The 24,949-nt window shown below is 49.4% G+C and carries 25 protein-coding genes; 6 read left to right on the top strand and 19 right to left on the bottom strand.

The window, feature by feature from the left end; all coding sequences use genetic code 11:
• The first annotated feature begins 238 nt into the window (after positions 1-238).
• The gene (locus GQF03_RS12825; protein ID WP_161339677.1) at positions 239-1,060 is read left to right on the top strand and encodes a TetR/AcrR family transcriptional regulator; all 822 of its coding nucleotides are present in this window, start codon (positions 239-241) and stop codon (positions 1,058-1,060) included.
• A 166-nt stretch (positions 1,061-1,226) separates the two neighbouring features.
• On the opposite strand, the gene GQF03_RS12830 is transcribed toward GQF03_RS12825, so the two are convergent.
• Both GQF03_RS12830 and GQF03_RS12835 read right to left on the bottom strand, forming a co-directional pair.
• Complete coding sequence (locus GQF03_RS12830) at positions 1,227-1,571, bottom strand: zinc ribbon domain-containing protein YjdM (RefSeq protein WP_161339678.1); 345 nt, start codon at positions 1,569-1,571, stop codon at positions 1,227-1,229.
• Between the two features lie 127 nt (positions 1,572-1,698).
• Positions 1,699-1,860 (bottom strand): hypothetical protein, encoded by a 162-nt coding sequence (locus GQF03_RS12835; RefSeq protein ID WP_161339679.1) that lies wholly within the window; start codon positions 1,858-1,860, stop codon positions 1,699-1,701.
• Between the two features lie 360 nt (positions 1,861-2,220).
• On the opposite strand from GQF03_RS12835, the gene otnK reads away from it, so the two are divergent.
• Positions 2,221-3,486: a 3-oxo-tetronate kinase gene (gene otnK, locus GQF03_RS12840; RefSeq protein WP_161339680.1), complete on the top strand. Its 1,266-nt coding sequence runs from the start codon at positions 2,221-2,223 to the stop codon at positions 3,484-3,486.
• Positions 3,483-4,139, top strand: coding sequence for a 3-oxo-tetronate 4-phosphate decarboxylase (gene otnC / locus GQF03_RS12845; RefSeq protein ID WP_161339681.1), 657 nt, complete (start codon positions 3,483-3,485; stop codon positions 4,137-4,139). Before otnK ends, otnC begins: the two co-directional genes overlap by 4 nt.
• A gap of 96 nt (positions 4,140-4,235) precedes the next feature.
• On the opposite strand, the gene GQF03_RS12850 is transcribed toward otnC, so the two are convergent.
• From GQF03_RS12850 to GQF03_RS12890, 9 genes are all read right to left on the bottom strand, one after another.
• A complete protein-coding gene (locus tag GQF03_RS12850) occupies positions 4,236-4,616 on the bottom strand; it encodes a RidA family protein (RefSeq protein WP_161339682.1) in 381 nt (126 codons plus the stop codon).
• 38 nt (positions 4,617-4,654) lie between these two features.
• Positions 4,655-5,557 carry an NAD(P)-dependent oxidoreductase gene (locus GQF03_RS12855; protein WP_161339683.1) on the bottom strand — a complete coding sequence of 301 codons (903 nt, stop codon included), beginning with the start codon at positions 5,555-5,557 and terminating at the stop codon, positions 4,655-4,657.
• A gap of 82 nt (positions 5,558-5,639) precedes the next feature.
• Positions 5,640-6,287, bottom strand: a complete 648-nt coding sequence (locus tag GQF03_RS12860) for an ABC transporter ATP-binding protein (protein ID WP_161339684.1) — start codon at positions 6,285-6,287, stop codon at positions 5,640-5,642.
• A 112-nt stretch (positions 6,288-6,399) separates the two neighbouring features.
• The gene (locus tag GQF03_RS12865) at positions 6,400-7,164 is read right to left on the bottom strand and encodes an ABC transporter ATP-binding protein (protein WP_161339685.1); all 765 of its coding nucleotides are present in this window, start codon (positions 7,162-7,164) and stop codon (positions 6,400-6,402) included.
• Between the two features lie 60 nt (positions 7,165-7,224).
• On the bottom strand, positions 7,225-8,475 hold the full coding sequence (locus GQF03_RS12870; protein WP_161339686.1) for an ABC transporter substrate-binding protein: 1,251 nt from the start codon (positions 8,473-8,475) through the stop codon (positions 7,225-7,227).
• Positions 8,476-8,522: 47 nt separating this feature from the next.
• Entirely contained in the window at positions 8,523-9,560 is a 1,038-nt protein-coding gene (locus GQF03_RS12875; RefSeq protein WP_161339687.1) for a branched-chain amino acid ABC transporter permease, read from the bottom strand.
• A 1-nt stretch (position 9,561) separates the two neighbouring features.
• Complete coding sequence (locus GQF03_RS12880; protein WP_161339688.1) at positions 9,562-10,512, bottom strand: branched-chain amino acid ABC transporter permease; 951 nt, start codon at positions 10,510-10,512, stop codon at positions 9,562-9,564.
• Positions 10,499-11,302, bottom strand: coding sequence for an alpha/beta fold hydrolase (locus tag GQF03_RS12885; protein WP_161339689.1), 804 nt, complete (start codon positions 11,300-11,302; stop codon positions 10,499-10,501). The genes GQF03_RS12880 and GQF03_RS12885 overlap by 14 nt, the downstream gene beginning before the upstream one ends.
• 110 nt (positions 11,303-11,412) lie before the next feature.
• Entirely contained in the window at positions 11,413-12,669 is a 1,257-nt protein-coding gene (locus GQF03_RS12890; protein WP_161339690.1) for an amidohydrolase family protein, read from the bottom strand.
• A 176-nt stretch (positions 12,670-12,845) separates the two neighbouring features.
• Here GQF03_RS12890 and GQF03_RS12895 point away from each other — a divergent pair, with 176 nt between their 5' ends.
• Together GQF03_RS12895 and GQF03_RS12900 are read left to right on the top strand one after the other, a co-directional pair.
• Positions 12,846-13,769 (top strand): LysR family transcriptional regulator, encoded by a 924-nt coding sequence (locus tag GQF03_RS12895; RefSeq protein ID WP_161339691.1) that lies wholly within the window; start codon positions 12,846-12,848, stop codon positions 13,767-13,769.
• Positions 13,770-13,996: 227 nt separating this feature from the next.
• Positions 13,997-15,154: an acyl-CoA dehydrogenase family protein gene (locus tag GQF03_RS12900; protein ID WP_161339692.1), complete on the top strand. Its 1,158-nt coding sequence runs from the start codon at positions 13,997-13,999 to the stop codon at positions 15,152-15,154.
• Between the two features lie 61 nt (positions 15,155-15,215).
• On the opposite strand, the gene GQF03_RS12905 is transcribed toward GQF03_RS12900, so the two are convergent.
• The 4 genes from GQF03_RS12905 to GQF03_RS12920 form a co-directional block, all read right to left on the bottom strand.
• The gene (locus GQF03_RS12905) at positions 15,216-15,908 is read right to left on the bottom strand and encodes a nitroreductase (protein ID WP_161339693.1); all 693 of its coding nucleotides are present in this window, start codon (positions 15,906-15,908) and stop codon (positions 15,216-15,218) included.
• 9 nt (positions 15,909-15,917) lie between these two features.
• On the bottom strand, positions 15,918-17,240 hold the full coding sequence (locus tag GQF03_RS12910) for a TRAP transporter large permease (RefSeq protein WP_206376389.1): 1,323 nt from the start codon (positions 17,238-17,240) through the stop codon (positions 15,918-15,920).
• 2 nt (positions 17,241-17,242) lie between these two features.
• Positions 17,243-17,740, bottom strand: a complete 498-nt coding sequence (locus GQF03_RS12915; protein ID WP_161339694.1) for a TRAP transporter small permease — start codon at positions 17,738-17,740, stop codon at positions 17,243-17,245.
• Between the two features lie 65 nt (positions 17,741-17,805).
• The gene (locus GQF03_RS12920) at positions 17,806-18,705 is read right to left on the bottom strand and encodes a type 2 periplasmic-binding domain-containing protein (protein WP_161339695.1); all 900 of its coding nucleotides are present in this window, start codon (positions 18,703-18,705) and stop codon (positions 17,806-17,808) included.
• A 253-nt stretch (positions 18,706-18,958) separates the two neighbouring features.
• On the opposite strand from GQF03_RS12920, the gene GQF03_RS12925 reads away from it, so the two are divergent.
• Positions 18,959-19,453, top strand: coding sequence for a MarR family winged helix-turn-helix transcriptional regulator (locus GQF03_RS12925; RefSeq protein ID WP_161339696.1), 495 nt, complete (start codon positions 18,959-18,961; stop codon positions 19,451-19,453).
• Positions 19,454-19,478: 25 nt separating this feature from the next.
• Here the strand turns inward: GQF03_RS12925 and GQF03_RS12930 are convergent, their stop codons facing one another.
• The 4 genes from GQF03_RS12930 to GQF03_RS12945 form a co-directional block, all read right to left on the bottom strand.
• Positions 19,479-21,104 carry an AMP-binding protein gene (locus GQF03_RS12930; protein WP_161339697.1) on the bottom strand — a complete coding sequence of 542 codons (1,626 nt, stop codon included), beginning with the start codon at positions 21,102-21,104 and terminating at the stop codon, positions 19,479-19,481.
• A 71-nt stretch (positions 21,105-21,175) separates the two neighbouring features.
• The gene (locus GQF03_RS12935) at positions 21,176-23,293 is read right to left on the bottom strand and encodes an oxidoreductase (protein ID WP_206376383.1); all 2,118 of its coding nucleotides are present in this window, start codon (positions 23,291-23,293) and stop codon (positions 21,176-21,178) included.
• Between the two features lie 85 nt (positions 23,294-23,378).
• Positions 23,379-24,137 carry an enoyl-CoA hydratase/isomerase family protein gene (locus tag GQF03_RS12940; protein WP_161339698.1) on the bottom strand — a complete coding sequence of 253 codons (759 nt, stop codon included), beginning with the start codon at positions 24,135-24,137 and terminating at the stop codon, positions 23,379-23,381.
• A 21-nt stretch (positions 24,138-24,158) separates the two neighbouring features.
• On the bottom strand, positions 24,159-24,938 hold the full coding sequence (locus GQF03_RS12945; RefSeq protein WP_161339699.1) for an enoyl-CoA hydratase-related protein: 780 nt from the start codon (positions 24,936-24,938) through the stop codon (positions 24,159-24,161).
• Positions 24,939-24,949: the final 11 nt, after the last annotated feature.

Raw genomic sequence — 24,949 nt, forward strand, 5'->3', positions numbered from 1 at the left:
TAAGGAACGAGGCGGTGTTCTCCCTTCCCATTGCTGCTGAAAGAAAGCAGAGCACTTCGACACATACTCAATCTGTCGCTCCCACGAACTTTGGCGAAGGGCCGAAAGCTCCTCCAATTTGACAAAATCTGCGCCCTCAACTAACGCCATAATTTATTCCTTTTTGATCAAATCATCTGTTTGAAAATCAATTCAAACCAATCACCGGGATTCTGATTGATATTGACATTTACAAAACATGACATCATATTTATTTATATTGCAAGCATCGCCATTTTTGCAAGTGCTGTTTCTTTCCGCGGTTCAATTTCCACAACAAAAGATATATACAGAAGGCGATGCATCAGGGAGCAACGAGAATATGCAACAATATATTCCCTTCAACAAGGTTTTGGAAAAACAAACCAAGGACGACGGCTTAAAAAAAGGGGAGCGCACAAAGCTCAGGCTGATGATTGCCACAGCGAAGCTGCTTCAAGATACGTTTTTTCACGATTTGCGTATAGTCGACATATGCAAGGAATCAGGCGTTTCTCAAGGGACATTTTACCTCTATTTCGAAGATAAAATGGATATCGCCACCACGACCCTTTCGAAGTTCGTCCACCATATATATCAGGCTCTTAAAGAAGCGGGCAAAAACCGCAATAGTTTGTCCGAATCAGCATATTTCACGACGTTGGCCTATGTGGAGCAATTCCATCTCAACAAAGGGCTCCTGCGTTGCCTGATGCAAATGACGGAAGAGTCGACGAAGTTTGAAGAAATTTATCAAACATTGAATAGCAACTGGAACAAGCGAACCGCCGAAGCAATTGCCCGTCGTACAAGAAAGCCGCTTTCAGAAAACCCCGAAGGCTTATTGGTTGTCTATGCGGCAGGCGGGATGGTCGATGAATATCTTGCCAGCCTTTATGTCCGAAGGGATCCAATTCTTGTAGAGCATTCCGGCTCTCCGGAAGACGTCGCCGAACTGCTATCTAAACTCTGGCTGAGAGCTGTTTTTGGATCGAGATTGGGCACAGAAATTCAACCCGCATCTGCCGGAATCCCTGTTTAACAGTCAAGCGCTTCACGCGAGATCGCCTCAGTATCGCAAAATTCAGCAAAGTCCACGCGAAACAATTTTGCTACCGCTTAACCAACTCGGGCTTTAGTAAACGAGAGAATTTCTTTTGGGCGGTGAGATTGCGTTCAACTCCATCCCATTCCCTCAGAAACAGTCCTTAATCAGCGACTTTCTTTACAAATTCCGACTTCAGGCCCATTTGGCCAATGCCAGGGATTTTGCAATCAATATCATGGTCACCGTCAACGAGCCGGATATTCTTTACCTTGGTTCCGACCTTTACTACGGAAGAAGATCCCTTGACCTTCAGATCTTTGATAACCGTTATTGTATCGCCATCCCGTAATTCCGCGCCATTCGCATCACGGACAGATAGGGTATCGGATGCCCCTTCGGCTTCGGCTATGGCCCATTCATGGGCACATTCCGGACATATTCGCAGGCCGCCATCCTCATAAACGTAAGGAGACTGACATTGTGGACAGGGGGGCAGCTCACTCATTTTATAACCTTTCGATTCCTCGGGCGTATTTTCGTAAATTCAGGTGACAACTCTGTTCTCGGCCGGAGTAAGAAAATTTCTTGATTGGATATGCGGCGCTCAAGAATGGCACCGTCTTTACGACCAGTCATTCCTCTATCTCATTCCGCGCAATAATGGCAGACATATTTTTCGGCGAGATAGCGATGTTGTTGCCACTAAGCAGGGCGCTCTTCTTGGCAAACTGACTTTCTATCGCACCAATATTGCTGAAATCAGCGAAAAGGCGAAATGGGTTCTGTGTTGTCATATTTAGTTTCCGGAACTATTAAGACACGGCCAAAGATCGGGTTTCCTCTGCTCATGCCTGAGGCAAGATTAATAGTAAAATAGAGGGGAAAAATCGCTCTCAACTAGCCGGCTTATTAGTAAAAAATATCAGGCCCCGTAAGCAACGGAGAAATAGAAATATATAGTTACATGTAAGTGCCTCAAAAAACTGGATTTACATAAAAATCCTTATTTAGGCTCACGAAGTAATTCCTGATTAAATTCAAAAATCATCTGCACTTGCATTACGAAACGACTGCCGCATAATATCATTTGATGACCTAACCCGTTGAAAATGATAGCGTCATAAAGAAAGAAACAGATTGTCAGGAAAGGCAATATGAAAACAATATTAGGTTGTATTGCGGATGATTTTACGGGCGCTACTGATCTTGCTGGCGTGCTGGCGCGCTCTGGTGTGAAAGTCAACTTGCGTATAGGCGTGCCAAAGACACCCCCAACGAACACCGCCGCATTTGAAGTCATTGCACTGAAATGCAGAACCTCTCCTACTGAAGACGCAATAGCCGAATGCCTGAGCGCACTATCCTGGTTAAAACAAACCGGTGCTTCCCGTTTCTTTTGGAAATATTGCTCTACATTCGATAGCACCGATAAAGGTAATATCGGGCCAGTCGCAGAAGCCATAATGGCGGATCTCAAGATAGATCAGACAATTTATTGCCCGGCTTTTCCCGAAAACGGGCGGAGCATTTTTATGGGAAATTTGTTTGTGGGGGAGCAACCGCTCGCGGAAAGCCCGATGAAGGATCACCCGCTCACACCTATGCGCGACAGTAACTTAATCCGGCTCTTAACACCGCAAACAACGGCTCCCGTTGGGTTGGCCAATCGGCTGTGCGTCGCCTCCGGGCCTGACGCCTTGCGAGCGAGACTGGATGATTTACGTGACGACGGTGTCGTGCATGTTGTGGTCGATGCGGTAGCAAACGGCGATCTCCGTGTGATTGCTGACGCCTGCCGCAATATGCCATTGATAACCGGGGGCAGCGCCGTCGCCATGGCATTGCCGGATTTTTATATGTCGGACGGATTGCTGGCGCAGGACGCTTCAGAATATACCGCCCCGCAACTGGATGAGGGAGCGATTGTCCTTTCTGGCAGCTGTTCTGCCATGACCCGCGCCCAGGTGGCTGCATTCTCAAACCAGGCAGAGTGTTACAAGCTTGATCCGCTGGACCTTGCCAATAATGGCGATCAACCAGTGCGGGAATGGCTTCAAAACATACCTAAAGATGTTGTCCCCTTGATTTATGCAACGGCGGAGCCCGATGCCGTCCGCAAGGTACAGGAAAAACTGGGCACTGAGAAAGCAGGTGAAATTGTCGAAAATGCCTTAGCCAGATTGGCTGTCGATGCACGAAATCAGGGCCGACATCGATTTGTTGTTGCTGGCGGCGAAACGTCCGGTGCCGTGACCAAAGCGCTTGAAATAGAGCAGCTAACGGTCGGTGCGGAAATCGTTCCAGGCGTCCCCTGGACTTTCTCCAAATCAAATGGAATTAATATTGCGCTTGCCCTGAAATCCGGAAATTTCGGAACAGAGAGTTTCTTCTCAGACGCCCTGGAATTATTAAACTCATGACCTCAGAAGAAAACCGGTCGCGGGAACAGATTTGCGAGATGGCAAAGTCAATATATGACCGTGGCCTGACGGGAAGCGCGTCGGGTAATATCTCGTTGCGACTTTCAAATGGGCAATTGCTGGTAACACCGACGGGCAGCAGTTTTGGCCGACTGGATCCAGCGCGACTCACTCTTTTAAATCAGGATTTTTCCTATAGCTCCGGAGATCAGGCAACCAAGGAAATGGCGCTCCATTCCGCATTTTATGAAACAAGGCCGGGCATCACGGGCGCTGTCGTGCATTTGCATTCAAGTCACTCTGTCGCACTTTCCGTTTTGCCTGACATAGATCCGGAAAATGTACTGCCGCCGATTACGGCTTACGGCATTATGAAACTGGGCAAGGTAAAACTGCTTCCCTATTTCATGCCGGGCGACCCGGCTATGGGAGACGCTATCCGAGGGTTGGCGGGAAAGCGCAGTGCCGTTTTGCTGGCGCATCACGGTCCTGTTGTCGCGGGCAAGGATCTCGAAGCGGCCGTCTATGCCATGGAAGAATTGGAAGAAACGGCAAAATTGACGCTTCTAACCCACAGGCTACAGCCAAACTTACTGAATGACTCTCAGGTCAGAGACATTGTAACCAAATTTGACGTTCAATGGGATGATTAGCGCATCGTTCGCTAGTGCACCGCCAATCCAGCGGGTAGTAAGAGAGCGTCCCGTTTTACTTGACAATAAAACCGAACGCTCTCCTGGGGCTATGGATTAACCTTTTACAGCGATTGCGGAAATCTCCACAAGTAGTCCCTTCCCTGCAAGATCCGCCCGGATAGTTGCACGCGCAGGATACTCCGGTTTAAACATAGACGAATAAACTTCATTCATTTCATCATAGTCGGCCAAAGACTGAAGATAGACGGTTGTCGAAACAACGTCGTCAAGTGTCATTCCACCTTCTGCGAGAATTGTTTTGATCTTGCCAATGACAACTCGTGTTTGCTCTTTGACATCACCGGGCGCAAAGGGATTTCCATCGTTATCTTGCGGGATCTGGCCAGCGATAAAGATCATGTTGCCAGCCTTCACGCCTAGACTAAACGGTCCTCTTGGCGTCCATTCTTTTGGTTTGAGAGCAGTTTTTGCCATGTCAATGTTCCTTTCTGTGTACTAAATAATTTTAACGGTTAGCTGCGTTTGACAGATGTGGCGGCCATAGCTTCCAACACTGTCACAATTGAACTCGAGTCATTCTGGCCATTGCCTTGCGATTTCACGGCCCGCAACACTTCACGTGATGCACTCACCGTTGGCAGGGAGACACCATGCTTTTCCGCAAGCCGCATCGCACCCGTCAGATCTTTGTCCATATTGTTGGCCGAGAAATGAGGTGGGAAGAAATTATGTGCGATCATACGGGGGCCTCGCGTTGCCATTGCACCCGTTTGCGGACCGGTTCCCGGAAGAGAGGTAATGTCGATGACGACTTGAGGATCAATACCGATTTTTGCCGCAAGCACGAGAGCCTCGGCAGAGGCCTGGATAGCAACACCCATAACCAGATTGGCAATCAATTTAAGCGTCGTGCCGTTACCGCTCTTACCGGTATACAACACCATGCTTCCAAGTACTTTTAGGAGCGGCTCGCAGGTTTTAAACGCTTCTTCCGGGCCGCCAACCATAATGCCGAGCGTACCGCTTTCCGCAACCTTTGGACCTCCCGATACAGGGGCATCCAATATTGCGACATTCTTTTCCTGGGCGCGTTCCGCATGGGCAATGGAATATTCCGGTGCAATACTCGCGGAATCAATAATAATCAGGTTTGGATGGGCGCCTTCAATCAAGCCGTCTTTACCGAATATCACAGCCTCTGTCGCCGGTGCGTCAGATACCATGGAAAAAACGATGTCATTCTGCGCGGCAACTTCTTTCGGACTGTTCGCCCAGATTGCCCCTGCCTTTACCAGGTCGTTCCCGGCCTCTTTCGTTCTATTCCAAACAGTTACTGTGTAACCAGAATCCATCAACCGTTTAACGATTACTTTCCCCATGGTTCCAAGACCGATGAATCCAATATTCTTGGTCATTTTTTTATCCTTCCTCCAATTTTCAGATTTGAATTATTTGTTACGAAGTCGACGGCGCTCTAACTGCCGCTCTCGTGGGTTGTCATTCTGGTTCTGCTTCATCACTAAAACCAAAAAGCCGTTTCTGCATTTCGGTATCTCCCCATAGCTGCCGAGCAGGAATGGTCTCGCCAAGCCGGCCATTGATCATCACCGAAACATTGTCGGCGACCTCCAAAACAACATTCAGGTTCTGTTCAATCAGCAAAATTGTAAGCTCTTCTGTTGCCGCCAGATTATTGAAAAGATCAATCATTTGGCTGACAATCACCGGCGCCAAACCTTCCGTCGGCTCATCCATTACAATCAATGCCGGGTTCAGCAGTAATGCTCTTGCAATGGCGACCATCTGTTGCTCGCCGCCAGAGAGCTCCTTACCAAGGTGGGTTTTCCGCTCCGCCAGTCTCGGAAAATGTTCATAAATACGATCAATAGACCAATTTCCGGTTTTTCCTTTACCGGCTAACTTCAAATGTTCATGGACATTGAGCGAATTCCATAGCCTCCGCCCTTGCGGTACATAGGCCATCCCCTTTCGCGTTATGGCGTGGGGCGACAATCCGCAAATGTTATCTCCCTTCAGAAAGACGTCCCCGATGCCTGGTGTAAGTCCGGTAATACCATTACAAAGGCTTGTTTTCCCCATGCCATTCCGACCAACGATACCGAGGATGCCCTGTGTCAGTTCCAACGATACTTCCTGGACAATATGAGCTCTTCCATAATGCACATTGAAATTACGCACCTCCAGAATAGGAGGACGTCGACTTTCGCATACGGGCAAATCAGCGGCTGAATTCTGGCTATGCATGCATGTTACCTTTATGGTCATGGGTGCCCATGTAAATCGCCTGCACCTGGGGGTTTTTGACTATTTCCTGGGGTGACTCTGAGGCAATAATTTTGCCATTACTCATGACTGTTACTTGCTCAACGACTTTGAGCGCGATATCGAGATCGTGTTCAATGATCACAAAACCAATCTCCGAGGGCAGGCCTTCAAGCAACCTGACCAGGTCGTCACGCTCCTTTGGCGATAGCCCGGCTGCGGGTTCATCCAATAGAATAAATTTTGGCTCACCGGCCATCGCCATGCCTATTTCCAGCTGACGTTGCTGGCCATGAGACAAATCGACGACCTTCTTATCCGCGACATCTTTCAAATGGACACGGCCAATCAGTTTTTCCGTATCAATCACATCGCTATGATCTTTTGACAAAGGAAGCACCTTCATTCGGCCTGCTTTTATTCCGCGCACGGCCGCAAAAATATTGTCACGGACGGTGAGATCTTTGAACAGCAGCGAAGATTGATAAGTACGCCTCATTCCCAGGCGAATTCTTTTATGTGTCGACGTGTTGGTTACGTCATTCCCATAAAATTCAATGGTCCCGGACGTCGGTTTCAAGTCACCGGTTATCAGGTTAAACAAGGTTGTTTTGCCCGCCCCATTTGGCCCCAATATCGCATGACGCTCCCCTGGAGAGAAGTTCACTGTGACTTTATCAAGCACAGTGAACTCTCCAAACGAAATCGTTAAATCAACAATGGACAATGCATAAGTCATTATTGATCAATTTCCTTTTTTTGACTTTTTACTAGCATTTAGCCAATACAGGTTTCAAAGCTATGGACAGGACGGTGATTCACGTGAACCAATGCCCATTGCATCGAACTCCGCTGCAGAAAGATTCAGCTTCTGATCAATTTTTGGCACTGTCTGCACGACTTCAGAGACAAGATCACCTTCGTCATTCTTGATGATTTCAGTAATGAATGCCGGTCCGACCGCGTGGCGGTTTTCATCCAACGTAATCAAACCAACCGGCGTCTGAAGCTGAAGGTTCTGAAGCGCGTTTCTGAATTTCGCCTGACCGTCTGACAAATCACCATTTACCTGGTCCAGAGCTTCCAGCATTGCCTTTACGTTGCTGTAATAGGCAAATGCAAAGAAGGAAGGTGCAGGAAATGCGTCATCAAAAGACTTGCGGTATTCCGCGACAAACTTGTTCCATTCCGGGGTATCGAGTTTGTCTGCAGTCCAGCCAGATGACAAAGTGCCGATCAAGGCATCACGACGCTTGCCTTTATAGCTGAGAACAGTTTGGTCAACCATGACGGAGCCGGCAATAAACGGCTTGTCTCCACCTGCCTGTTCATACTGGCGCATGAAATTAACGGCATCTGCACCGGCCAGGACAACGAGGATAGAATCGACATCTTCCGGAATAGAGGCAATCACAGAGGAGAAATCCTTGTTGCCGACCGGAACCCATGCTTTTTTCGGAACTTTACCGCCTGCTTTACAAAAGCCGGACATGAACCCTTGAACCTGCGAGTACGGAAACGAATAATCTTCCGCAATAATCATAGTCCGCTTAAAACCCTTGTCATACGCGTATGAACCCAAGGGTGCCATCACTTGGGCGCCATCGAGATTAAATCGAAAGAAGTTTGGAGACGGATCAACGAGAGTTGTTTCCTGTCCGCCTGAGCTTCCGTTAATGAACGTAATCTGTGGCTGAGTACGAGAGTAGTTCTTTACGGCAACACCCTCTGATCCGGAGAGGGGACCAATCATCAAATCGACTTTGTCCTGCTCAACCAGTTTACGCGTCGCATTGACGGCGGAATCAGGCTGGGCATTAGAGGACCCTTTTACAAAAACAATCTTTTTGCCCCCGGCCATTCCTTTCCATTCCATCAAGGCAAGCTCCGCGCCTCGAATTGCGTCCTGTCCCAGGACAGTAAACGGTCCTTCCAATGTCGCCAGAAGACCCACTTTAATTTCGTCTTCTGCTTGCGCGGAAAAACTAAAGCCAGCGATTGTTAGAGTACTTACTACAGTTAGTACTCGTCTGAATTTTGTTATCTTCATACTTACCTCCTCCGAGAAAATGATTGGATTTTCTTACTTACTAATACTTAAACATCGTCAACCTTTATTACCTCCATACCCATTTTATCCTCACTTGCTTTTGGCCTTTTCTTCGCCCAATTCAGAATTTTCGATCCAACACCGATCAGCCCATTTGGTGAAAAAATGACGATTAGGAAAAACACACAACCGACCAATAATCGGAACCGATCACTGCCGACCAAATCGATGGCGAAATTTTGTAGTAGAATGAAAATCACCGCCCCGACAAAGCCGCCAATTGGGTGGTTCAATCCACCAATAACGGCAATGATCAGGATATTGATCATGGCATCCACGCCGACAATTCCGGGAGAAACAAACCCATTGAACCAGGCCAGCAAGACGCCGCCCGTCGCGGCAAGAGCGCCGGCAATGGAATGCGTAACGATCCGATGCAAAAAGATGTTATATCCGAGGGCCTTCATGCGCCGTGGGTTATCCCTAATCCCTTGAAGGGCAACGCCGAAAGGCGACCGAATAAGCGAGACTACGAAGACATATGCCAATACGGCACACATCAACGAGACATAGTAAAATGGTACGGGATCTTTAAAGTTTGTGCCGAAAACCGTCGGCGGCAGAATACCCGACAATCCTTGAAAGCCGTTGAAAATCACATAGTTCTGCTGCACGAAGTAGAATGTCGCGACACCAACCGCCAAGGTAATCATGATGGTGTAAACGCCTTCAGTGCGGACAGAAAGCAGCCCGAAAAAGCTTGCCACCAATGTCGCCAGAATGATCGCTGCCGGAACCGCAATAATAGGAGCCAATTGCAGGCTCTGAACGGCATTACTTTCACCAAACAGCGCCAGGAAGTAACCAGCGAGCCCTGCGATCGACATTTGAGAGAGTGATACCATGCCGCCATATCCCGCCAGAAGCGTCAATGACAAGGCAATCATTCCCAAAATCAACGACAGGGCGCCAATCTGAAAGACAAAAAAGTTATTGGCAAAGGATGGGTAAGCCAACAAGGCGATTAATCCGAACAGATAAAACACCCACTGGGATGAATTTCGGATTTGAGAAAAAATGTCCATATTACTCCCGCCCCAGCAAGCCCTGTGGCCGGGCAATTAATACGGCAGCCATGATTATAAAGGTGAAAATCACGCCATATGTCGGAGCATAGGCAAGGCCGTACTGCTCCGATAAACCAATCAATATGGCCCCCAGCGCGGTCCCTATAATACTTCCCATGCCGCCAACGATGACGACGACTAAAGACGCCAATAAGTAACGTGTATCCTCACCCGGCGTGATCGACATCAAGGACCCCCCGATGACACCGCTAAGGCCCGCAATCGCCGCCCCAATAGCGAACGTCAACGCGAAGACAACATGTACATTCACCCCCATCGCAGAAAGCATCTGCTGGTCATCAACGCCAGCCCGTATCATCACGCCCAGATAGGTCTTGTTCAGAAGCAGCCAGAGACCCAAACCAACGGAGATAGAAAACCCAAGGATGAATAACTTATAGATCGAGTATTTTCCGATGACGGGGATCGCAACGGCGCCATACATCCAATCCGGCGGGTCGAGCTGATAGATATCAGAGCCCCACCCCCAAAGCATCAGGTCCGCCAATATCACCGATATGGCGATCGTCACGAGGGCCTGTTGCAGCTCCTGGTTCTGCATATGGCGAAAGACCAGTACCTGCAGCAGGAAACCGACGATCCCAACACCAAAGGTCCCGACGGCCACACCGACCAACCAGGATCCGCTTAAATCCGCCACCGTATAACCGAGATAGGCCCCGAGAAGATAAAGAGATCCGTGGGTTAGATTGACATTTTTCAAAAGGCCGAAAATTAGTGTGAAGCCGATCGCAACCAAAAAATAAAGCGCGGCAATTGTCAGACCATTCATACTGACCGTGACGAACAGATTTTTATTGTCTGTAATTGCCCATGCGGCAAAAGTCGCGAACAGCGCCAAGACGATCAAGTACACAATTGCCGATACTTTTCTTTTATGGATTTTCATGGCAACCAAGGTGTTTGTTAGAAACACTGAAATAGAAATTCAATAGGGCGTTGTTGACTTCCTGGGGCCGTTCGATCGCTGTCCAATGACCCGTATTGCTGAATATTTTCAAGCTAGATCCGGCGATCTGGTGGGCCATTTTCAGGGTATCCGCGGGACTGCCAACCTTATCTTCATCCCCGGTCAACAGTAATGTCGGGCATGAGATTGCCTCCAGTTTTGCGGAATTCGCTGCCGCAAGTGCTTCACATGTCCGGGCATACCCTTCTGCGTCCTGGCCCATAAGTATTTCACGGACAAAAGCGCAAACAATGGGCTGGGACTTTCGGCTTTCCTGGGAAATCGACGCTTCGACCAAAGCATCCGCAATCGGCGCCATCCCTTGCTCACGGGCGAGCTTCGCGCGGTCTTTCAAGGCATTGCGCGCGCCGGCGGGCGGCTCTGTCAAAGGGCCCATCAACACCATACTTTTAACCCGCTCAGCATGATTGGCGGCCAAATGCTGACAGACAATCGTCCCCATCGAGTGCCCGACCAGATGTACCGAGTCTATTTTTAGTTCGTCCATTAGGGACAGGGCGTCCTGCACAAATCCTTCAATGGACAGCTCGCCCTGATAGGGCGATCGGCCTGATCCCTCGAGATCGTGGCAAACGACATGATAATGATTGGACAAGACTTCACGTTGGGGCATCCAGGCATTACAACTTCCGCCCAAACCGTGAATCATCATGATGGTTTCACCTTCACCATTCTGTTCTACGGACAAAATTTTGTTATTAATTTTCATGTCAAACTAACTTCCTGAGCCCCAACATTTTTTCCAATTTGAACGCACGTCTCCAAAAGGCCCACAACCGGTGCTAGGCCCGTCTCATAAATAAATGCAACTAAGTCAGATCACGCTGCGGTCTGCAGCTTCTTCGTATCTTTGCAGAATTGGCCATCTTTCATGACCATGAAAATCTTATCAACGTCCTGAAGAACCGCGATGTCACTTATCGGATCGCCGTCTACGAGCAAGATATCGGCAAGATAGCCCTCTTTGATCAGCCCCAGGTTTGGAATATCCATTATTTTCCCGCCCAACATCGTTGCGGCACTCAACACTTCGGCAGGCTGATACCCAAACAGATTGACAAAATATTCAAAATCTCGCGCATTCGTCCCGATGGGATTCCAGATAAATCCATAATCTCCGCCCGGCATTACGCGAATACCGCGTTTGCGCATTTTCTGATACGTATCAATAGTCAGATCTATTGTCTTGAAGAGATGCATACTTTCCGCCACTTCCGGCGTAATTCCCCACTCTTCCGCATGATGTGCGAGGCGATAGTTCGCTCCAATTGCCGGGGCGATAAAAACCTCGTCTTTAACAGCCTCGATCATATCGAGCGTTTCGTCAGTGGAATATTCGCAGTGATAAAGGACCCGGAACTTGTTTTCCAGAGCCATGCGCACCGAACGATCGGATCGTGTGTGACACGACAACCAGGCGCCCCGCTCATGAGCTTCGTCCGCGGCAGCCTTCACTTCCTCGGCCGTATAGGTACAAACGCCGTCGTGACCAACTTTCACGAAATTGTCGCCCGAAATATTTATCTTGATCGTATCAACACCTTCGCGAATACATGTCCTGATCGTTTTAATTAGTTCATCCTTACCATCAGCAATAATCTCAATACCTTGATGGTACATGTGTAGTTGACGCTCATCTCCGAGGCCGCCCGTTGCCACAATTTCCGGAGACGCCGCCCGGAACCGAGGCCCCATAATTCTTCCGGAATTGATTTCATTGCGAACGACAACTTCCGTCCGTAATTTGGAAGAGGCTGCGGAATAAAGGCTCGTAAAGCCGGCATTCAACATCGTTTGCGCGTTATGCATCGTAACGAAGATATGTTCTTCCGGAGGTGTATCGCCTAGTTCGTTTAACTTGAGCATATTCGGGTAAGTGATGTGCGCGTGGGGCTCGCAAAGTCCGGGCATTAATGTTGCGCCATTACCGTTAACGACTTCCGCTCCGTCTCTTGGAATTTTCCCGCTACCTTTTGAAACTGCAGTAATGCAATTATCCTCGACAACTACTTCACCAGGAAATAATGCCGAACCGGTGCCATCAAAGATATTCACATTCTCAAATAAGGTCTTCACTGCTCACTCCTCCAATTTCAGACGATAGTCTTTGGTCTTTTAGTCTGTGTACGGGCGCTCCAATTTCTCAAAGTTCCCTGCCAACAGATTGTTAAATAAGAGGCTAGCACAAAATAATTCGTATGATAATATACAGTAAAATACATTATTTATTTACTAAACGTATAGAATAAGTCATGAATAAATTGAAACAAATAGAGGCTTTTCTAGCAACAATTGAGGCCGGTAGTTTCACAAAGGCGGCAATTGGGAAATCTGTAACGCCCGCGATGATTGGAAGACGTGTCGACGCGCTGGAGCAACGCCTTGGAACAAAATTAATCCATCGTTCAACCCGTCATTTGGCGATAACGGAGGAAGGGTCGGTCTATGCAAAAACCTGCAAGGTTCTATTAGACGAACTCAATCAATTAGAAAGTTCCCTGTCTGAACGAAATTTTAAAGTATCAGGACATTTGTTGGTTTCCGCGCCTGCCTCTTTTGGACGGCTGCATGTCGCGGCTCATGCACATTCTTTTATGGAAAAATATCCGAATGTCGAAATGTCGTTCAACCTTTCGGATGAGCTTATTGATTTTGCCAACGAAAGATATGACATCAGCATTCGGTTTGGCGATGTCGTTGATCCAAAATGCACAGCCGTCAGGTTGGCTCGCAATCGCAGAGTAGTATGCGCCACAAAAAAATATCTGGATAAATATGGCACCCCTACGTCCATAGACGATTTGGCGGATCATAACTGCCTCAGTTTTAATTTAAGAGGCTCGCTGCAACGTCAATGGAAGTTCAAGCTGAAAGGAAATATTGTGAATGTTCGCGTCAAGGGTAGTTTTTCCTGTAATGATGGCGACATTCTACATCATTGGACGCTGCAAGATCTGGGGCTGCAATGGCGATCTTACTGGGAGGTAGAACAGTACATAAAAAGTGGAAAACTTATTCCTGTTTTAGAGAAATATGAACTGCCCGATTATGACATTATGGCCGTTTATCCGAAAAGCCGCTTTGTCCCGGCAAAAGTCCGTATGTTTATTGAGCACCTTAAGGAAATATACGCTAAACAAGGATTTTCTCCGAATTCAGAGCTCAAACTGAAATAGCGAATGGACTTTTCTTTCATTCCTGGAAATTAAGGAATTACCCAGATACAGTCGAAGTCCAATTCTCCTCTGGCAGTACCTATCCTTCATATTTTCTCCCTCTAAACGGTAGGCGGGCCCCGGAATTCTGCCCTTTCTTATAAATTTATGTAAACATATTTACTTTTATGCAGATTGCCCTTCTAATAGAAATCAAACAACAACAGAACTCTCAAGAAGGTCAGAAAATGGAATTATTCACGGAAACCGCCACCTGGAAAACAGAAGAGCATGGCTTGATCGCGGAGACAGCGCGCAAAATCTTTGCCGATCATCTGACGCCAAAGATGCCAGCCTATATCAAGCAAGGTTATATAGATCGGGAATTCTGGAAACTAGCGGGGCAGCAGGGCCTTATGGGCGGTTCCATTCCAACCGAATATGGCGGATCTGGAGGCAACATAGGGTTTGACGCCATTGTGCTTTATGAATTGGCCGCCAGCGGCAATGCCAGCTGGACCTATATCGTCCAGAGCATTGTCATGCATTACATCATCGCCTATGGAACGGAGGCGCAGAAGCAACGCTGGATACCGGGGCTTGTCTCAGGAGAAAGTGTGGCGGCAATCGCCATGACGGAACCCGGATGTGGATCCGACCTTCAATCCATTCGATCGCGCCTTGTCCGCAAAGGTGATAACTATCAGCTGAATGGCACCAAAACTTTTATCACACATGGCACAACGACCGATCTGGTGATCGTCGCGGCGAAGACGGACAGTAACGAAAGATCAAAAGACATTTCGCTTATCGTCCTGGAAACAAATGGCGCGACGGGCCTGCACCGCAGCCAGAAGTTTGAAAAGCTTGGCCTGATGGGCAGCGATACCTGTGAACTTTCCTTTGAAGATGTCATGATCCCCAGAGAGAACCTCCTCGGCCAACGCGAGGGTACGGGATTTTACCAGATGATGACACAGCTCCCTTGGGAACGGCTTGCCCTTGGCGTCGTCGCTCTTGGCTCGATTGACTATACCCTTGCGCAAACGATTGAGTATGTCCGGTCGCGGCAGGCATTCGGACAGAGATTGATGGATTTCCAGAATACCCGCTTCAAACTTGCCGAACTCAAGACCAAAGCCGAAATGCTCCGGGCGTTTGTCAACGACTGCATCGTCAAGGCGGATATGGGAATTCTAGATACAGCCGCGGCCTCAATGGCGAAATACTGGGGAACTGAAACCCAGAATTTGGTCGCTCATGAATGCCTGCAACTGCATGGCGGATATGGCTATATGATGGAAACTCCGGTTGCCCGGCAGTATGCCGACGCCCGGGTACAGATGATTTATGGCGGCGCCAACGAGGTGATGAAGGAACTGATCTGTAAATCGATTGATCTGTAGGTAAGGGAAATTGGGGAGGTCCGTTTCCGGACCTCCCTCTGGGAGGATCATCGAAATACTGCTAATCTAGGAAAACGCAGTAATCCGACAACTCCAGCTTTTCTGCGAAAAGCCGGTTCTCGGGCGCGGCGGGATCGATGTACCCAAGCGAAAGCCCGCACGCCAACAATTCATTCTCTTCCATAGGCAGAATTTCTCTAATTACCTTGTGATACCAGGTGAATACCGCCTGACCGCAGGTATCCAGTCCCTCGCCACGCGCGCCGATAAAAATACTCTGCAAAAACATACCGATATCCATAAAAGTACCGGTCGCGAGCCGTCTATCAAAGGTTACGAACATGCCGACGGGAGCCCCGAAGAAACTGAAGTTTTCAGCCATCTGCTTTTCCCGCGCGGCCTTGTCTGAGCGTTCGATACCCAACAGTTCGTATAGGTCATGGCCGACTTTGCGCCGCCGCGTGAGATAAGGGTCAAACCACTCTGTCGGATAATAGTCATACTCGGGCTGGTGATCCTCTTCCGGTTCTGTTGCAATCGCCTTCAGGATACCATCGGTTACACGCTGTTTCGTCTCTCCCCGAATGATGTAAACTTTCCAGGGTTGGGAATTGTGACCGCTTGGCGCATATCCGGCGCCGATCAATATTTTTTCGAGGATTTCCTGGGGTACTTCGGTCGGTAGAAAGCGGCGGATAGATCGCCGGCTTTTGATCGCCGAATGCACATCGGCACGCAGATTTTCAACATTCATTTTTTAAACCTATTTAAAAGTAATCGGAAGCCACGTCGCTACCATCGGCCAGAAGACGATCAGGCCGAGAACGAATAGCTCAATACCGAGAAAGGGCAGGGCCGCCCGATAAATCATCCCAAGTTTGATCCAGTTTGGCGCCACGCCCTGCATCACAAAAAGAAGCAAACCGAATGGTGGCGTGAGCAAGCTGATCTCCAGCGCGACAAGCATGACAATAAGCAAAACCAGAAGGTTGATATCACTGGAGGCCGCCAATGGCAGGAAGAACGGCAAAGTGAGGAGCATCATGCTGACCTGATCCATAAAGGCGCCCAAAATCAACAGCACGACAATGATCAACAGCAGAGCGGTCAGCGTGCTAAGGTCCCACATACTGATAAGCCGTAAAAAGCCACCGGTCGCGCCGGAAATTTGCAGCACCTGGCTGAAGGTGGCAGAGCCTGCGATGACAAACAGGATCATCGTATTTACTTTCGCGGTTTCTCTTAGCGCCTTCATCATCGTCTTCAGATCAAGCTGTCGGTAGCACAGGCAAGCAATGGTCGCGGCGATACATCCAAGTGCGGCAGATTCTTCCGGTGTGGCGATTTTGAAAATAATACTACCGACCACGACCCCAAAGATCATAAGAAGCGGCACCACATCGGTGAAAAACCCCTTCCACGCACTTGGCTGATCAGCGACCTCCGCGTCGGATCCTGCGGGAGAAAGAGAAGGATTGAGCCAACAGCGAATGACGATGTAGGCAACAAACAAAACCGCCATCAACAGACCGGGAATAACTCCCGCCAACAGCAAATCCTTAATCGAACCTTCCGCCAAACTGGCCAAGAGCACAGCCAGGGCAGACGGAGGGATCAGCATGGCAATACCTCCGACCGCCATGATCGACCCCATAGCCAACGTCGGGCTATAGCCCCTGCTCAATTGTTCCGGCAGCATCACCTTCCCCATGATCGCCGTATTTGCAATCGTCGATCCCGTGAGGGCGGAAAAAACGGTGCCTGAGGCCACGGACACAATCGACAACCTACCGGGCAATTTTCTGATCAATGGATCGATCGCGCGGATCGCGCGATAGGCAACTCCGGTTTGCAACATGATTTCGCCCATCAGAATGAACAGGGCGACCGGTACAAAACTGAATTTGGTGATGGAGAGAACAAACTCCATTGGCATGCTTGAGAGGCCGATTTCACCGCGCAGAAAAACGAAAACACCCAGTATATTTACCGCGAAGAAAGCAAAAGCCACCCACGCGCCAGCGAACATAAGGAGGATAACCGCCCCGATCAAAAGAGCCAGCGCCATATACCATTCCATAATCATGGCTATGCTGTCTCCTCTGATACGGGATGACCGCGCCACATACGGAGCAAGAACTCCACCGCACATAGGGAAAACGAGAGCACGAAGATTATCAGCAGATGCCACTCCATTACGACGAACACCTGCCTTTGGGCGGAACCGAATTGATACGCCTCCATCAGATTGCGCATGCCATAATAGACAAGCAACAGGCTAATAATGAGACCCAGAACATTCATCATGACATCCAGGGTCTTGACATTTCGCTCTCCGAGAAGCGAAGAGAGAAAATCGACCCGAATATGAGCACCCAATCGAAGCACCCAGGGCGCCCCGAGAAAAACAACAACATACAAGGAGTATTCGATAATTTCCTGTAACCCCTCGATTAGGGGCAGGCCGAATTTCCTGAGAACAAGATCGAGAACAATGAAAATTGCGAACAGTCCAATTGCAAGACCTGTCACATTTCCAACGCTTCCATAGATCTTGCCAAGGCCAGCGTCTAGCAGCTTGATCATCACGTCAGCTTTCTGAAAATTCGGACGAGATACCCTCTCGCCCGATTCCGTGAAAAAGTTTTTGATTATTCCTTTGCGAACGTCTTTCGAAGCTCTTTAGCCTGTTCTTCATTGATCTTTGCAATACCGGCCCAACCCGCTTCACGAGCGCCTTTGAGCCAGGCTTCGGCTTCTTCACCTTCGAACTTGATAACTTCGAAACCGAATTCATCTATCTGCTTTTTCTGTGCACTCACGATATCGGCGGCATCCTGCTCACCGGCTTTCGCTTCATGTTCCAACGCGATTTTCTGAATTAGATCCCTCGCCTCTTGCGGCAACCCGTCCCACATTTTCGCATTTACAAGAAGCTGGAAATCCACCTCATAGAACCCAGGGTCAACCCGATATTTTGTGACGGTTTCCCAGCCTGGGCGCATCCCGGTGATCGGCCAGCCATAGCCGACAATCGTTCCATTTTCCATGAGCGGGAAGATATCCGTGGAGCTTGTTTGCTGTGTTGTCGCTCCCATGGCTTGGAAGAAATTGGTATAAATCGGGGATACCCTGAGATGCAGGCCGGAGAGGTCCGGGCTGTCAATTTTGTTATCTGGTCCAAGGTAAAGATGGAATGGCACGCCGTAATGCAGGCGCGCTATCGGAACCAGGTTCACTTCGCGGTGCAATCTCGTAATATAGTCCCAGCCGCCATTTTCACGAAGCTCATCCGGGGTTCTTTCAAGTAATTTCCAGACATCGGCGATAGGGAGTGCGCTTTGATAATATGCACCCGTGCAATTGCCAATGTCATAAGCACCCTTCGCAATTTTGAGACCAACGCTGAACGGATCACCGATTGCCGGCGCACCGCCAAGATAGTTGATCTGGATGACCCCTTTTCCCTGTTCGTTTACATCGGCGACAAAGTTTTCGAATCTTTTTGAAAAATAGGATCCTTCCGGAAGGCAGCTCGCCCCCGTAATCATCACTTCCGCCTGTGCGGGTGTCGACAGGAACCCGCCGACGAGCGCGATAGTCACATATTTCAATATGCTTTTCATTTGTTGGTACCTCCGCTGTTATTAGACAATTTATTGTCTCGTCAGAAGTAACAGATGAAGGTATTTAATGTCAATATATTTACATATTTTTAAAAATCATGATACCCTGCAATAAGACATTCTTCTGGACGAAAAGAATGCCAAGGGATAATGTCGCCTCAAATTATATGGAGTAGTAATGTCGAAGTCAGAAATAAGCCCAAACAAGCCTTATGACACGGTACCGAGTGACGAAAGGTTCCATTTAAGCAACCGTTTGTTGTTTCGTTTCTTTAAAACGGCAAACTGCATGCATACCGCCGGAACCAAATGGACATCGGAACTTAAGCTGACAAGTCAGCAATGGTCGGTGATCGGCGCTTTGGCACGACCCGGCCATGAAGAGGGCGTAAGTGTAAATGAGTTGTCAGAATTTTTGTTGGTCAGTCGGCAAAATGTAAACGGCCTCCTTCTCCGTCTTGAACATCATGGAATTAGCCAACGCGTGCCGGACCCGCGCGATGGCCGCGCAAAACTTGTCCAACTGACACCCCAGGGATGGGTTATCTGGAAACAGCTAATTAATCGAATTTCCGAATTTTACGACGTCGCCCTCGTGAATTTCACGACAGAGGAGTTGGTGCAGTTCCAGCACTTCATCGACAAGCTGCAACGGAACCTGGGAACGATCTAATAAAGAAATCGCAATTGCGTTGGCCTTATGCCAACGCCTTTGCCCTTTCCCGCAATTCAAATTTTTGAATTTTACCCGTTACGGTCATCGGCATCTGATCGATGATTTCAAGCCTTTCCGGGTAGTAGACTTTTGCAACCCCATACTCTCCAAGAAAGCCCGTAATATCGGAAAGTTTCAGTGCACAGCCAGGCGTGACACAAACATAAGCGCAGGCCCGCTCCCCTAACCGATCGTCCGGCATGGCAACTATTGCAACGGCAGTAATGGACGGATGCTTGAAAAGCAGCCCTTCAATCTCCGCGACTGAAATATTCTCACCGCCACGAATGATGATATCCTTCTTTCGGCCCGTGATGCGGATATATCCATCCTCATCCATGCGGGCCAAATCTCCGGTATCGAACCAACCATCCTTCAGCACAAATGCATCAGGCTGTTTGAGATAGCCAACACAGATCGTTGCACCCCGCGTTTCAAGAGTTCCTTCTTGCCCGGAATCCAGAAGTTCACCGCTTTCATTGACAATCCGGATTTCGGTATGGGGCGTGACACATCCATCGCTCCCCGATGCCTTTTCGGCCGGATCGTCGATCTTGACGGTTGTCACCGCCAACACTTCAGTCATTCCCCAAACTGAGACGATTGCGGCAGAAAGATTTTCAATCGCTTTGGTAACAAGAGCCGACGGGATCGGCGCGCCGCCTGAGACAAAGAGCCTGAAATTTTCGATATCTCGCTCTTTAATGTTCGGATAGTTGGTAACATCGGTCAGGAAGGGCGTCGCCCCCATGCAGAATGTCGCTTTTTCCCGCTCCAGAATATCAACAGCCATTTCCGGCACCCAGGCATCCAGCAGAACCGCTGTGCATCCACAGTAAGCGGGAGAGAGTACGCCAAAAAGAAAGCCAAGCTGATGTGCCATGGGAGTGGGGCAGAATATGACGTCATTGTCAGTCAGGCGAAATCTTTCCGATGTCTGCATAATATTTGCAAACAATGTATTTGCGGTATGCATCACGCCTTTTGGCCGTCCCGTCGTACCGGAAGTAAACATGATCTCAAAAAGCTCGTTGGGATCCGGCCGCTCGGCATCGATCAGATCCGCCCCCCGTCCCTTGGCGGGGCGAGAGAACGCCGGATCATCATCCAGCACAATCACATGATCGAGTGTCTTGATATTTGCCTGTAAATCTTTGGCCATCTCCTCATAGCTAAAACCACGAAATGCCCGCGCTACTATCAGTATATTGGATTCCGTTGTTTCCAGAATATGCGTGAGCTCACGGGTTCGTAATACAGGCATAAGCGGATTGACCGCAGCGCCAAGCCGGACAGCGGCGAGAGTAATCGCCGTTACTTCAATTCGGTTGACCATCTGAAACGACACAATGTCGCCAAGACCAACACCTCGAGACTGAAGCATGGCGGCAATCTGAAATGACAGCGCCTGCAATTCACCATAGGATATTTCCTGTCGTTCACTGGATTCCACTGAATAAGAGACAATCGCCGGTTTATCCGGATTTTTCGAGGCCCATTCATCGAAATAGTCAGTAATGAGCTTGTTACTCCATGCGCCGCACTCAACCATGGCCTCAATTCGCTCTTTCGTCAGGTTAACGGCGCGTCCTTGATGTGATTTATACATGTTACCTCCCCGCTTCTTATTGTTTCGTATTGTCTGAAGACAACTTTCTCCAGTCTTTCAAATCATCTTCATCAAATCGATAAGGCGAGCCGTGTCGCTTCGTCGACGGCCCGCTGGGCATCCAGCTCCGTGGCAAACAATGCCCCCCCTATCATGTTGATTGTCTTACCGCTCGCCCGGAGCGGCTTTTCAAGCGATGTTTCCGCGATCTGGCCTGCACAGATCACGACTGTATCAACCACCAGTGTCTCGTCGATTCCATTTACTGTAATGTGAAGTCCTTTATCGTCGATCCGCCGGTAGTCCACACCGGATCGCATCTGAACCCCGGATTTCGCAAATCTCGTTCGCTTGATCCAATCCGTCGTGATTGATAAAGTTTTGCCAAGACGCCCCTCGCTTCTTTGCAGCAAGAAAATTTCTCGCTGGATTTTTGGGGCCATGGCGGCGTCAGGTTGAAACCCGCCACTAACATCGGCGTTGTCGGCGAGACCATATTCTTTGGCGTAATCCTCACGGTTTGCATACTCACCACCACCGCCAGACAGCAGAAATTCTGCCGTATCGAAACCAATCCCTCCGGCGCCAATAACGGCGACCCGTCTGCCCGGCGTCATTTTGCCTGTCAACACGTCTTCATAGGTGACAACGGATGGATGATCGATACCCTCGATTTCCGGAATTCTGGGAGCAACTCCGGTTGCGATGACGATCCGCTCATAATCTTCCAGCAACGCTGGCGTCGCTCTCTCCCCAAGACGAACATTCACGCCCGTTTCCAACAATCGCTCCGACAAATAGCGAATAAAATCGTTGAATTCTCCTTTACTGGGAATAACTTTGGCCAGGTTCAGCAATCCGCCCAGGGAATTTCCTTGTTCGAACAAAGTAACGCTGTGTCCACGGTCCGCGGCCTCCATTGCAAACACCATCCCTGCCACGCCGCCACCGACAACAGCAATATTCTCTGGCTTGTCCGTTTTTCCCTCAGGAAAATCCACCTCGCGTGCGGCCCGCGGATTCACAAGGCAGGTGGGAACTTTGCTGACGAAAATATGATCCAGACATGCCTGGTTACAGGCAATGCAAACATTAATCAGCTTCTCGTTTCCATGCAGCACCTTGCGCGCGAAGTCCGGATCGGCCAGCATTGGACGTGCCATATAAACAGCATCGGCAACACCCTCTTCAAGGATCGCTTCACCGACCTCCGGCGTGTTAATCCTGTTCGTGGCAATCACCGGGATATCGACAACGGCTTTCACCGCCGCAATTTCCCTTTTGAACGCCGCCCGGGGTGTTACTTGAGCCACAGTCGGAACACGGGATTCATGCCAACCAATACCAGACGTCAGGCTGTTGACGCCGTTTTCCTGAAGGGCTTGGGCCAACTCCAGAATTTCGCGCTGCGGCATACCGCCATCCACCAGTTCGAGCATCGACATACGACACATGATCGGGAAATCATCGCCGGCAGCCGCACGGATTGAACGCACTATTTCGAGAAGGAACCGCTGCCGGTTCTCCCAGCTTCCTCCGAATTCGTCATCCCGATGGTTGGTGCGCGGCGACAGAAACTGATTGATGAGATACCCTTCCGAGCCCATCAGCTCGATCCCCTCATAGCCACATTCTTTCGCTTTGAGCGCGGCGCACGTGAAGTCTGCGATTGTTTCCCAGACTTCCTTCGTAGGGAGGGCGCGCGGCATTCTAGAGTTTATTGGTGCTTTCAGTGCGCTTGGTGCGACACTGTCGTCAATCTTCGCGTAGCGACCCGCATGCAATAACTGCGCAACAAACCGTACCCCATGCTGTTTCACGGCGGACGTTAGTTCCTGATGATATCCTTTATCGATCCCGTCATTCATGATGAAACAGCCCGGATCAATCAGCCCCTGGCTATTCGGTGCGAATCCTCCTGATACGATCATACCGATATGTCCGCGTGCCCGTGCTTCGTAGAATGCTATCTCTCGCTCAAGCGGTCGATCCATTGTTTCCATCCGCGTATGCATGGACCCCATGATCATACGATTGGACAGTGTCATCGATCCGATTTTTAATGCAGACGACAAAAGCGGAAATTTTTTGCCGGCACCGCCAATTTCCGACCTGGCACTTGCTTTAGTTGGCGACATAATTTTCCACTGCCCTTTCATGTAAATATATTGTCTTAATTTTTCTGTCAATAACGTTTCACTGAGATGAACGCGTAACGTCTTTCTCCGCGATTGGAATAATCGAGAAATTTTGGGTTAGTTTTTCTTCAGCGGGTTATTGACCGAGAAACTTTCTGATCCGGGATTGCGTTTCATCCTCTAAAATCAGCGCCGCAACCTTAGAGGTTTCGATTGCCTGCCCTTGTTCCACCGGGGTCGCCAGGCAATGCTTTGCGGCAACGACAGCAGAATGCGAATTTCCGGCTATTTCCGAAGCAAATGCCTCGAATGCCGCCGCATCATCCACCTCAGACGGATCTACCAGGGAATCAACGAGACCACATGAAAATGCTTCCTTCGCGCTTATTATCTCCCCTCTGAGAATGAGCCGGCGGGCAACCGACATTCCCGCAATCTGGCGCAACCGGAAAGTCCCGCCCGCTGCGGGAATAAGCCCGAGTTTTGCCTCCGGAAGACCCAGGCGAGCCCGCACTGTCGCAACACGAAAATCACAGGCCATAGCGACCTCCAAACCGCCGCCAACCGCCGCCCCTTCGATCTCGGCAATCGTTACGATATCGAGGGAGGCGATGCGGTTGTTAAGTTCGTGAAACCGGCCGACAAAACGCAACATCTCATGGCTCGGATCAGCCGCCTCCATGATCTCGCGCACCGACACCAGGTCCGCCCCAGCGCAAAAGGCTTTGGCCGCGCTCCTGATCCTCAGAACAGTCACATCTCCAGCCTCTATGACAGCGTCCAGCGCAGCATCAATATCCTCGATCAACTCGACAGATATTGCGTTGAGCGGTGGTCGTTGTAATGTCAGCGTTGCAACAGGAGATGCCAAGTTCAAGGCGACTGTATTCGTCATCGAGATATCCTCCCGGCCTGATTATCGCTTGGAACGGAAATCCGCTTTGCGTTTGTTCATGAAGGCATCGACCCCTTCTCGCGATTCCTCCGTATCGTAGTAAAGGCTGACGGCCTGCATACCGAGCATGGAAATTCCGCGAATATTTTCCGTATCAAGATTGAAGGAACGCTTGGCCAAGGTAATGGCCGTCGGGCTTTTCTCCACAATTTCCCGGCACCATTTCTCCACTTCCGCATCAAGTTCAGCGTCCGGCACAACCTTGTTCACAAGGCCCATCTCACAAGCCTCCTGCGCTGTGTAGCGACGGCAGAGATACCATATTTCACGTGCTTTCTTTTCGCCAACACAACGGGCCAAAAGGGCCGTTCCAAATCCGGGGTCCACGGATCCCATTTTTGGTCCGACCTGCCCGAATTGCGCACTTTCCGCCGCAATAGTTAAATCACATAGGGTTGCCAGAACATTCCCACCGCCAATAGCATAGCCATTCACTCTTGCGACTACCGGCACAGGAACATCGCGAATGGTTCCCTGTAATTCTTCAATGGCGAGCCCGACACTCCCGCGACCGCTATACTGGCCGTCATGATCGGACTGATCACCGCCCGTGCAGAAGGCGCGATTGCCAACTCCCGTCAGAACGATGACACCAATATCCCTATTCCAGCCGGAACTCTTTATGGCCTCGATCAGTTCATCGACAGTTTGCGGACGAAAGGCGTTGAGTTTTTCGGGGCGATTAATGGTGATATAGGCCACATGATCGCGCTCCTCATAGAGAATATCCGTGTATTTCATTTTTCTTTTTT

This window comes from Sneathiella chungangensis (assembly GCF_009882935.1).
Lineage (GTDB): Bacteria > Pseudomonadota > Alphaproteobacteria > Sneathiellales > Sneathiellaceae > Sneathiella > Sneathiella chungangensis.